We start from the raw sequence: 9,762 nt of genomic DNA, 5'->3' as shown, positions 1-9,762 counted from the left end.
CGCGCGTCCAGCCCCGGCCCGGCCGGTGAGCCGTGCGCCGCCCGCAACCGCGGGCACCGCGCCGCCCGGCCGACTCTTCGAAGGAGACTATCGTGCTGATCTGGAAAACCGCGTTGTCGCTCAACTGGCGGACGAGCCTCGTGTCGCCGGCCAGCGCACCGGTCGCGGCGGCGAACGTGGGCCGGCTGGTGCTGACCGGCGCGACCGGCTTCATCGGCAGTACCGTGCTGACGGCGCTCGTCAATGCGGGGCTGCTCGAACGCATCGTGTGCGTCGTGCGCGCGCAGGACCGCGGCCATGCGGTCGCGCGGCTGCGGGAAGCGGCGTTGCGCGCGGGGCTCGCGCCGTACTGGGCGTCGCGCCTGACCGATGCGAACGTGATCGTCGGTGCGCTCGGCGACGTGTGGCACGGCGCCGATGCGCCGCGCCTGGCCGGCGCGACGCACGTGATTCACTGCGCGGGCCATGCGTCGCCGGCCGACGGCGCGCATCTGCAGGCCGACATCGCCGACGCGGTGCACTTCGCTGAACGCTTTGCCCGCGCGCCGCGCCTGCAGCGCTTCGTGTACGTCGGCACGGCCTACGCGCATGCGGGCCGCGGCGGGATCGTGCAGGAAGAGGCGGAACGCGACGCGGAGAACGACGTCGCGCCGCAGGCCGACGAAGGCCTGCCCGGCGCGGTGCTGGCGGCCGACTACCTGCATGCGAAGGCCCGGACGGAGCAGCGTCTGCGCGCGCTCGGGCTGCCGCTCGTCGTCGTGCGGCCGTCGCACGTGGTCGGCCATACGGTGCTCGGGACGCGGCCCGCACCGAATTCGTTCTGGATGTTCCGGCTCGCGCATGCGGCGCGCCGCTTCACCGCGCGGCCGATGACGCGCATCGACATCGTGTCGGTGGACGACGTGGCGCGCGCGACGATGCTGCTGGCCGTCAAGCCGACGCTGGCGCACGACGTCTATCACGTGTCGGCCGGCGACGAGGCGCCGCAGGTCGCGCAGATCGTGCGCGCGATGGACGAGGCGGCGGGAATGACCGGTGCGCCGCGCTACGCGGCGTGCGCGCCGGCGGAACTGCCGCTCGTCGTGCGTGATGTGCTGGGGCGCCCCGATCCGGCACTCGAGCGTGTGATCGGCCGGGCCCTGCAGCGCTGCGGGGAATTCGCGACGGTCGATCGCGTGTTCGACAATCGCCGCGTGCGCGACGAAATCGACTTCGAGCCATTGCCGTTCATCGATTACGTCGAGGAGTGCATGCGCACGTCGCGCGGCGTGGCCGTGACCGAGCTGATGCGCGGCGCGATCCACTGATACTGATCGCCCGCTGACCGCCCGCGTCGCACCGGCGGCGTCCGCTCCCGCGCGTGGCGGGCGCGGGCGCCGTCTTTACGCCTGGCTGCCGAGCTCGATGAGCCGGTCGAGCGCGCGGTAGATGTCTTCCAGGCCGTCCTGGCCGAACCGCGACTCGAGCTGACGATATTGCGCGTCGATGCGCGGCCCGATCTCCGTCACCAGTTTCCTGCTTTGCGGCGTCAGGCTGACCAGCAGCCGGCGCTGATCCTCCTGCGCGCGCGTGCGCGTGATCAGGCCGTCGCGCTCCATCCGCTCCAGCACGCCAGTCAGGCTCGGGCTCAGGATGCAGCAGCGTTTCGCGATCTGTCCGGCTTCGAGCGCCTCCGTCGGTTCGCCGTCGAGCACGCGGATGATCCGCCATTGCTGTTCGGTCAGCGAAAATTCCTTGAGAATGGGGCGAAACAGACCCATCAGCGTTTCGCGGGCCTCGAGCAGCAGCATGGCCAGGTTGCGATGGTCGAGCGTACGGTTCATCGGGATGAGCAGAGGACGGGGACGCATCAATCTTAACAGCCGAAGCTGATGAATTTCGCATCTCAGGGTAATCGAGGTTGCCACCACTCGATTGTTTACTTAAGATATTAACTATTGACGATGCGCCGCGACGCGCGGCAGGGGAATGACGCATGGAGCTGTCTTGCACGACCGCCGCGGCGCCGCCGTTGCCGGTCGCCATCGGTACCGTCTACGGGGCCTTGCTCAACGAGCGCGCGGCGCTCGACGCGCTCGGCGATGCGGTGAACGCACCGCCTTACGGCCGCCCGCCGCAGGCGCCGATCCTGTACATCAAATCCGCCAACACGCATGCAGCCGACGGCGCCGCCGTGATCGTGCCGGCCGGTGTCGACACGCTGGAGATCGGCGCGTCGGTGGCCGTCGTGTTCGCGCGGCGCGCGACGCGCGTGCCGGCCGCGCGGGCGCTCGACTACGTGCACGGCTTCACGCTCGCGAGCGACGTGTCGGTGCCGCATCCCGATTACTACCGTCCGGCCGTGCGCTTCAAGTGCCGCGACGGCTTCTGCCCGCTTGGGCCCACGATCGTGCCGGCCGCCGCGCTCGCCGATGTCGACGCGATCGGCCTGACGGTGTGGATCGACGGCGAAGTGGCGGCATCCGCGTCGACCGCGACGCTGATTCGCCCGGTGCGCGCGCTGATCGCCGACGTGACGGCCTTCATGTCGTTCGACGCGGGCGACGTGCTGTTGCTCGGCGTCGCGGGCGGCGCACCGCATGCCCGTGCGGGCAGCACGATCGAGATCGCCGCGGCCGGCATCGGCACGTTGAGGCATACGCTGATCGCGGAGGAAGCGCGATGAAGACGGCGCGCGTGATCTACAACGGCGCACTGCATGCGGCCGAACCGGCCGGCGACGGCGCGATCCGCCTCGATACGGGCCGCGTGGTGGCCGAGGACGCGGTGGCGTGGCTGCCGCCCGTCGCGCCGCGCACGACGTTCGCGCTCGGCCTGAACTACGCCGACCATGCGAAGGAGCTCGCGTTCAACGCGCCGAGCGAGCCGCTGATTTTCCTGAAGGGGCCGAATACGTTCGTCGGTCACCGGTCGCTGACCGTGCGCCCCGCGGACGCCACGCACATGCACTACGAGTGCGAACTGGCCGTCGTGATCGGCCGGCCCGCGCGCCACGTGAGCCGCGCGCAGGCCATCGACTACGTGGCCGGCTATACGGTCGCGAACGACTACGCGATCCGCGACTATCTCGAGAACTACTACCGCCCGAACCTGCGCGTGAAGAACCGCGACACCTGCACGCCGCTCGGGCCGTGGTTCGTCAGCCGCGACGAGATCGGCGACGCGGGCGACCTGACGCTGCGCACGACGGTGAACGGCCGGGAGACGCAGCGCGGCAGCACGCGCGACATGGTGTTCGACGTGCCGGCGCTGATCGAGCACATCAGCAGCTTCATGACGCTCTCGCCGGGCGACCTGATCCTGACCGGCACGCCCGAGGGGCTGGCGGACACGCAGCCGGGCGACGAGGTCGTGACCGAAATCGAAGGAATCGGCCGGCTCGTGAACACGATCGTCGGCGAGGCAGACTACTATCGCGCCGGCTGAGCCCGTCGCCCAAGGAAGGAGAGCACATGACCATCAAGCACTGGATCGGCGGCCGCGAAGTGGAGAGCCGCGAAACCTTCACGACGCTGAACCCGGCGACGGGCGACGTCATCACCGACGTCGCGTCGGGCGGCGAGGCCGAGGTCGATGCGGCCGTGCGCGCGGCGAAGGAAGCGTTCCCCAAATGGGCGAACACGCCGGCGAAGGAGCGCGCGAAGCTGATGCGCAAGCTCGGCGAGCTGATCGAGAAGAACGTGCCGATGCTCGCCGCGCTGGAAACGCAGGATACCGGCCTGCCGATCGCGCAGACGAGCAAGCAGCTGATTCCGCGCGCGTCCGAGAACTTCAACTTCTTCGCCGAAGTGTGCGTGCAGATGAACGGCCGCACCTATCCGGTCGACGACCAGATGCTGAACTACACGCTGTACCAGCCGGTCGGCGTGTGCGCGCTGGTGTCGCCGTGGAACGTGCCGTTCATGACCGCCACGTGGAAGACGGCGCCGTGCCTCGCGCTCGGCAACACGGCCGTGCTGAAGATGTCGGAGCTGTCGCCGCTGACGGCCGACCAGCTCGGCCGGCTCGCGCTCGAAGCGGGTATCCCGCCGGGCGTGCTGAACGTCGTGCAGGGTTACGGCGCGACGGCCGGCGATGCGCTCGTGCGGCATCCGGACGTGCGCGCGGTGTCGTTTACCGGCGGCACGGTCACCGGCAAGCGGATCATGGAGCGCGCGGGCCTCAAGAAGTATTCGATGGAACTCGGCGGCAAGTCGCCCGTGCTGATTTTCGACGACGCCGATTTCGACCGCGCGCTCGACGCGTCGCTGTTCACGATCTTCTCGATCAACGGCGAACGCTGCACCGCGGGCTCGCGGATCTTCGTGCAGCGCACGATCTACGACCGCTTCGTGCAGGAATTCGCGCGCCGCGCGAACAACCTGGTGGTCGGCGATCCGACCGATCCGGGCACGAATCTCGGCGCGATGATCACGCGCCAGCACTGGGAGAAGGTGACGGGCTATATCCGCATCGGCGAGCAGGAAGGCGCGCGCGTGGTCGCGGGCGGCGCGGACAAGCCGGCCGGGCTGCCCGAGCATCTGCGCAACGGCAATTTCGTGCGGCCGACCGTGTTCGCCGACGTCGACAACCGGATGCGCATCGCGCAGGAAGAAATCTTCGGGCCGGTCGCGTGCATCATCCCGTTCGACGACGAAGACGACGGGCTGCGGCTCGCGAACGACACGGCGTACGGCCTGGCGTCGTACATCTGGACGCAGGACGTGGGCAAGGTGCATCGGCTCGCGCGCGGCATCGAGGCCGGGATGGTGTTCGTGAACAGCCAGAACGTGCGCGACCTGCGCCAGCCGTTCGGCGGCGTGAAGGAATCGGGCACCGGGCGCGAGGGCGGCGAGTACAGTTTCGAGGTGTTCGCGGAGATCAAGAACGTGTGCATCTCGATGGGTTCGCATCACGTTCCGCGCTGGGGCGTGTGACGGGCGCCGGCCGTTTTGTCGCAAGAACGATAGGGAGACTTGAACGATGGGCAAACTGTCCCTCGCCGCGAAGATCACGCACGTGCCGTCGATGTACCTGTCGGAACTGCCCGGCAAGCATCACGGCTGCCGTGAAGCGGCGATCCGCGGCCACCAGCTGATCGGCGAGCGCTGCCGCGCGCTCGGCGTCGACACGATCGTCGTGTCGGACGTGCACTGGCTCGTCAACGCCGGCTATCACGTGAACTGCAATGCGCGGTTCGCGGGCACCTATACGAGCAACGAGCTGCCGCATTTCATCCGCGACATGCAGTACGCGTATCCGGGCAACCCGGCGCTCGGCCGGCTGATCGCGGAAACGGCCACCGAGCGCGGCGTCGCGACGCGTGCGCACGAAATCGACAGCCTCGAGCTCGAATACGGCACGCTCGTGCCGATGCGCTACATGAACGGCGACCAGCACTTCAAGGTCGTGTCGATTGCCGGCTGGTGCATGTGGCATCAGCTCGACGAAAGCCGGCGCTTCGGCGAGGCGCTGCTCGAGGCGATCGAGAAGAGCGATTCGAACGTCGCGTTCCTCGCGAGTGGCTCGCTGTCGCACCGCTTCAACGACAACGGCAGCCCCGAGGAATCGATTCACCAGATCAGCCGCGAATTCTTCCGGCAGGTCGACCTGCGCGTGGTCGAGCTGTGGAAGCAGGGCGATTTCAAGACCTTCTGCGCGATGCTGCCCGAATACAACGTGCATTGCCACGGCGAAGGCGGCATGCACGACACGGCGATGCTGCTCGGGCTGCTCGGCTGGGATCGCTACGACAAGCCGGTCGAGATCGTCACCGACTATTTCGCGAGTTCCGGCACCGGGCAGATCAACGCGATCTTCCCGCTGCCCTGAGCGTTGCCGCCCGCCACGCCTTCGAATCCGACTGGAGAGTTGCCATGCCACACATCGTCGTCGAATACACCGCGAACATCCGCGACGACGCCCGCATTCCCGCGCTGCTGCGCACGATCAACGCGACGCTGATCGCGCAGGGCGGCGTGTTTCCGACCGGCGGCATCCGTTCGCGCGCGATCGAGCTGCACGACTATTGCGTCGCGGACGGCACGGAGGACGACGCGTTCGTCCACGTGACGCTGAAGATCGGCGCGGGCCGCAGCGACGAAACGAAACAAGCGGCGTGCGACGCGCTGTTCGATGCGATCAAGGCCCATTTCGCCGAGCTGTACGCGAAACGCTACCTCGCGCTGTCGATGGAACTGACCGAGTTCAGCGAAAGCGGCTCGTACAAGCACAACAACATCCACGCCCGCTACAAGCGGGCCGGCTGAACCCATTCCCGATCCGACCATGCTCGAACCCGCCCTCATCGACCAGCTCGCGCACCGTCTGCACGACGCCGAGCGCGCACGCACGCAGATCCGCCAGATCTCGCTCGACCATCCCGACATCACGATCGACGACGCGTATGCGATCCAGCGTGCGTGGGTGACCCTCAAGCTCGCGGAAGGCCGCACGCTGAAGGGGCACAAGATCGGCCTCACGTCGAAGGCGATGCAGAACACGTCGCAGATCGACGAGCCCGACTACGGCGCGCTGCTCGACGACATGTTCTTCGACGACGGCGGCACGATCCCGACCGGCCGCTTCATCGTGCCGCGCGTCGAGGTCGAGCTCGCGTTCGTGCTGGGCAAGCGGCTCACGGGGCCGAACTGCACGATCTTCGACGTGTACGACGCCGTCGATTACGTCGTGCCGGCGCTCGAGATCATCGACGCGCGCAGCCAGTCGATCGACCCCGATACGAAGCGGCCGCGCAAGGTGTTCGACACGATCGCCGACAACGCGGCGAACGCGGGCGTCGTGATCGGCGGCCGGCCGGTGCGCCCGCAGGACGTCGATTTGCGCTGGGTCGCGGCGATCATGTCGCGCAACGGCGTGGTCGAGGAAACCGGCGTCGCGGCCGGCGTGCTGAACCATCCGGCGAACGGCGTCGCGTGGCTCGCGAACCGGCTGTCGCGTTTCGACGTCGCGCTGGAGCCGGGGCAGATCGTGCTCGGCGGGTCGTTTACGCGGCCCTGCGCGGCGCGATCGGGCGACACGTTCAGCGTCGACTACGGTCCGCTCGGGACGATCCAGTGCTACTTCGAGTGAGGTGAGCGAACGATGCAGATTCCGTCGAATGTCTTCAAGGCCGCGCTCGCGCGCGGTGACGCGCAGGTCGGCCTGTGGCTCGGCCTCGCGAATCCGTACAGCGCCGAAGTGGTCGCGGGCGCCGGTTTCGACTGGTTGCTGATCGACGGCGAACATGCGCCGAACACGATCCCGACGATCCTCGCGCAACTGCAGGCGATCGCGCCGTATCCGTCGCATCCGGTCGTGCGCGTGCCGTGGAACGATCCGGTGATCGTCAAGCAGGTGCTCGATCTCGGCGCGCAGACGTTGCTCGTGCCGATGGTCCAGAGCGCGGACGAGGCGCGTGCGGCGGTGGCCGCGACGCGTTATCCGCCGCACGGGATGCGCGGTGTCGGCAGCGCGCTGGCGCGCGCGTCGCGGTGGAATCGCGTCGGCGAGTACCTGCATCGCGCGAACGACGAGATGGCCGTGCTCGTGCAGGTCGAGACGCGCGCGGGGCTCGATGCGATCGATGCGATTGCGCGGGTCGACGGCGTCGATGGCGTGTTCATCGGGCCGGCTGATCTTGCTGCCGATCTCGGCCATCTCGGCCATCCGGGGCACCCGGACGTGCAGGCCGCGATCGACGGTGCGATCCGCGCGATCAAGGCGGCCGGCAAGGCGCCGGGCATCCTGAGCGCGGATGAAGCGGCCGCGCGGCGCTATCTGGAAGCGGGCGCGTTGTTCGTCGCGGTCGGTGTCGATACGACGTTGCTGGCACGGAGCGCGGAGCGGCTCGCCGCGCAGTTCAAACGAAACGGCGACGACGCCGTGAAGCAGGGCGACGGCACGTATTGATGCGGCGGCGGGCGGTTTTCCCGTGCCGACCGCCGGCTTTTCGCCGCGCGGCTTCATGCATGCGCATGGCCGCACCTATCGCTGCGCTTGGCTTCCCGTTTCCATGTATTTCCCCGGCGTCGTCCCCAGCGCGCGCCGGAACATGTCGATGAACGCGCTCACGTTGTCGTATCCGAGATCGAGCGCGATCGTCGTCACCGGCACGCCGTCGGCAATGCGCTCCAGCGCCCGCAGCAGCCTGGCCTGCTGACGCCACTGCGCGAACGTCAGCCCCGTTTCGGCGACGAAGCGGCGGCTCATCGTCCGCGCGCCGATGCCGGCCCATTCGGCCCATTCCTCGAGCCGCCGGTCGTTCGCGAGATCAGCAGCCAGCGCATCGGTGATCTTCACGAGCCGAGGGTCTCGCGGCCGGACCAGCCCCAGCGCCTCGGCTTCCGATGCCGCGATTTCATCGAGGATCACGTCGGCGATCCGGGTCTGCGCGGCATCCAGATCGGCATCGCCCCAGCTCGCTGCACGCTGCACGGCTTCGCGCAGCAGCGGCGTCGTGCGGATCGCGCGCGGCGTGGCCGGCAGCGTCGCGCAGCGGGCTTCCGCGACGAACGCCGACCAGCCGGCGATCGGCCCGAACGAGCGCAGCGAATGCCGGCAATGCGGCGGAATCCAGATCGCATGGATCGCCGGCACGACCCACTCCTGATCGTCGAGGCCGATCGTCACCAGCCCGCTCAGCGCGCCGACGAGCTGGCCGCGCGCATGCGAATGCGGCGCGGTGATACGCGGGTCGCGTTGCGACAGGACGGCGGCGACCACGAACGGGCCGTCGTCGGACGTGACGAAGCGGGCGGGCAGGAGCGGATCGGACATGGCCGGATATCGGTATCGAATGGCTGTTATACCGGAGATCGGCCGGTTTCGCACGCCTACACTGCGTCCATCGATGACAACCGGAGCAAGACGCGATGCGAGCCGAACAGATGCTTCCCGACCATGCCAACCAAGTCGATGCCGGCGGAACGACGATCCGCAAGGGGACCGTCGGCGCGTTTCTGGTCAATGCGCGTGTATTGACCGATCCGAACGCCGCGCCGGCCGAGAGGGCGCGCGCGGAGGCCGATGCGATCGACGCATTGCCCGCGCTGCGTGCGCTCGGCCTGTTCGACGTGCTCGAAGTACGCGATCCCGCGCTGCGCGCATGGCTCGATGCCCGATAAAGGCCCACCCCTCCAGAATTGAAGGAATCACCATGAAAGCAGCAGTCGTTGAAGGCGCTGGACAACGTCCGGTTTATACGGAGTTCGAACCGCCGGGCGCGATGCCGGGCCACAGCCTGATCGACGTGACGGCGTCCGCGCTGAGCCGCATCGCGCAGGGGCGTGCGGCGGGGACGCATTATTCGTCCGTTGGCGGTTATCCGTTCGTCGTCGGTGTCGACGGCGTGGGGCGTCTCGAAGATGGTCGGCGCGTCTACTTCTTCGGTGCGCCCGCGCCGTTCGGCGCAATGGCCGAACGTACGATCGCGCCCGATACGCAGTGCGTGCCGCTGCCGGACGCGCTCGACGATGTCACGGCGGCGGCGATCGCGATTCCGGGGATGTCGTCGTGGGCGGCGCTGACCGAACGCGCGGGGTTCGTCGCGGGCGAGACGGTGCTCGTCAACGGCGCAACGGGGACGTCGGGGCGGCTCGCGGTGCGGATCGCGAAGCATCTCGGCGCGGCGAAGGTGATCGCGACAGGCCGCAACGCGGCCGCGCTGCAGGCGTTGCTGAGTGCCGGCGCGGACGCGGTGGTGTCGCTGCAGCAGGACGACGTGCATCTGGCGCGGGCGCTCGAACCGCATTTCCGCGCGGGCGTGGACGTCGTGCTCGATTA

At 68.5% G+C, this 9,762-nt stretch carries 12 protein-coding genes; 10 read left to right on the top strand and 2 right to left on the bottom strand.

What is annotated here, in order from left to right:
* Positions 1 to 92 precede the first annotated feature (92 nt).
* Positions 93 to 1,307 carry an SDR family oxidoreductase gene (locus JMF86_RS21395; RefSeq protein WP_011694717.1) on the top strand — a complete coding sequence of 405 codons (1,215 nt, stop codon included), beginning with the start codon at positions 93 to 95 and terminating at the stop codon, positions 1,305 to 1,307.
* 75 nt (positions 1,308 to 1,382) lie between these two features.
* Here JMF86_RS21395 and hpaR read toward each other — a convergent pair whose 3' ends face one another.
* Positions 1,383 to 1,823: a homoprotocatechuate degradation operon regulator HpaR gene (gene hpaR / locus JMF86_RS21390; RefSeq protein ID WP_012338289.1), complete on the bottom strand. Its 441-nt coding sequence runs from the start codon at positions 1,821 to 1,823 to the stop codon at positions 1,383 to 1,385.
* A gap of 152 nt (positions 1,824 to 1,975) precedes the next feature.
* On the opposite strand from hpaR, the gene JMF86_RS21385 reads away from it, so the two are divergent.
* The 7 genes from JMF86_RS21385 to hpaI are packed head-to-tail and all read left to right on the top strand — an operon-like array spanning position 1,976 to position 7,890.
* Positions 1,976 to 2,665 carry a fumarylacetoacetate hydrolase family protein gene (locus JMF86_RS21385; protein WP_011547841.1) on the top strand — a complete coding sequence of 230 codons (690 nt, stop codon included), beginning with the start codon at positions 1,976 to 1,978 and terminating at the stop codon, positions 2,663 to 2,665.
* Positions 2,662 to 3,426, top strand: a complete 765-nt coding sequence (locus JMF86_RS21380; protein ID WP_006479172.1) for a fumarylacetoacetate hydrolase family protein — start codon at positions 2,662 to 2,664, stop codon at positions 3,424 to 3,426. The genes JMF86_RS21385 and JMF86_RS21380 overlap by 4 nt, the downstream gene beginning before the upstream one ends.
* 26 nt (positions 3,427 to 3,452) lie before the next feature.
* A complete protein-coding gene (gene hpaE / locus JMF86_RS21375; protein ID WP_011547840.1) occupies positions 3,453 to 4,916 on the top strand; it encodes a 5-carboxymethyl-2-hydroxymuconate semialdehyde dehydrogenase in 1,464 nt (487 codons plus the stop codon).
* Positions 4,917 to 4,962: 46 nt separating this feature from the next.
* Positions 4,963 to 5,811, top strand: a complete 849-nt coding sequence (gene hpaD, locus JMF86_RS21370; RefSeq protein ID WP_011547839.1) for a 3,4-dihydroxyphenylacetate 2,3-dioxygenase — start codon at positions 4,963 to 4,965, stop codon at positions 5,809 to 5,811.
* A 44-nt stretch (positions 5,812 to 5,855) separates the two neighbouring features.
* Positions 5,856 to 6,248, top strand: coding sequence for a 5-carboxymethyl-2-hydroxymuconate Delta-isomerase (locus tag JMF86_RS21365; RefSeq protein ID WP_011547838.1), 393 nt, complete (start codon positions 5,856 to 5,858; stop codon positions 6,246 to 6,248).
* Positions 6,249 to 6,267: 19 nt separating this feature from the next.
* Positions 6,268 to 7,071 carry a 2-oxo-hept-4-ene-1,7-dioate hydratase gene (gene hpaH, locus JMF86_RS21360; protein ID WP_006479168.1) on the top strand — a complete coding sequence of 268 codons (804 nt, stop codon included), beginning with the start codon at positions 6,268 to 6,270 and terminating at the stop codon, positions 7,069 to 7,071.
* Positions 7,072 to 7,083: 12 nt separating this feature from the next.
* Entirely contained in the window at positions 7,084 to 7,890 is an 807-nt protein-coding gene (gene hpaI, locus JMF86_RS21355) for a 4-hydroxy-2-oxoheptanedioate aldolase (protein ID WP_011547837.1), read from the top strand.
* A 75-nt stretch (positions 7,891 to 7,965) separates the two neighbouring features.
* Here the strand turns inward: hpaI and JMF86_RS21350 are convergent, their stop codons facing one another.
* Complete coding sequence (locus JMF86_RS21350) at positions 7,966 to 8,757, bottom strand: helix-turn-helix domain-containing protein (RefSeq protein ID WP_011547836.1); 792 nt, start codon at positions 8,755 to 8,757, stop codon at positions 7,966 to 7,968.
* A 95-nt stretch (positions 8,758 to 8,852) separates the two neighbouring features.
* Here JMF86_RS21350 and JMF86_RS21345 point away from each other — a divergent pair, with 95 nt between their 5' ends.
* Both JMF86_RS21345 and JMF86_RS21340 read left to right on the top strand, forming a co-directional pair.
* A complete protein-coding gene (locus JMF86_RS21345) occupies positions 8,853 to 9,104 on the top strand; it encodes a hypothetical protein (protein ID WP_006479165.1) in 252 nt (83 codons plus the stop codon).
* A gap of 32 nt (positions 9,105 to 9,136) precedes the next feature.
* The coding region (locus JMF86_RS21340) for a zinc-binding alcohol dehydrogenase family protein (protein WP_201317141.1) at positions 9,137 to 9,762 on the top strand (626 nt) is incomplete at its 3' end.

Origin of the sequence: Burkholderia sp. E168m15 (assembly GCF_016586105.1) — a bacterium.
Lineage (GTDB): Bacteria > Pseudomonadota > Gammaproteobacteria > Burkholderiales > Burkholderiaceae > Burkholderia > Burkholderia orbicola.
Note: the sequence above shows the minus strand (reverse complement) of the source record. Positions and strands in the feature narration are given on the sequence as shown.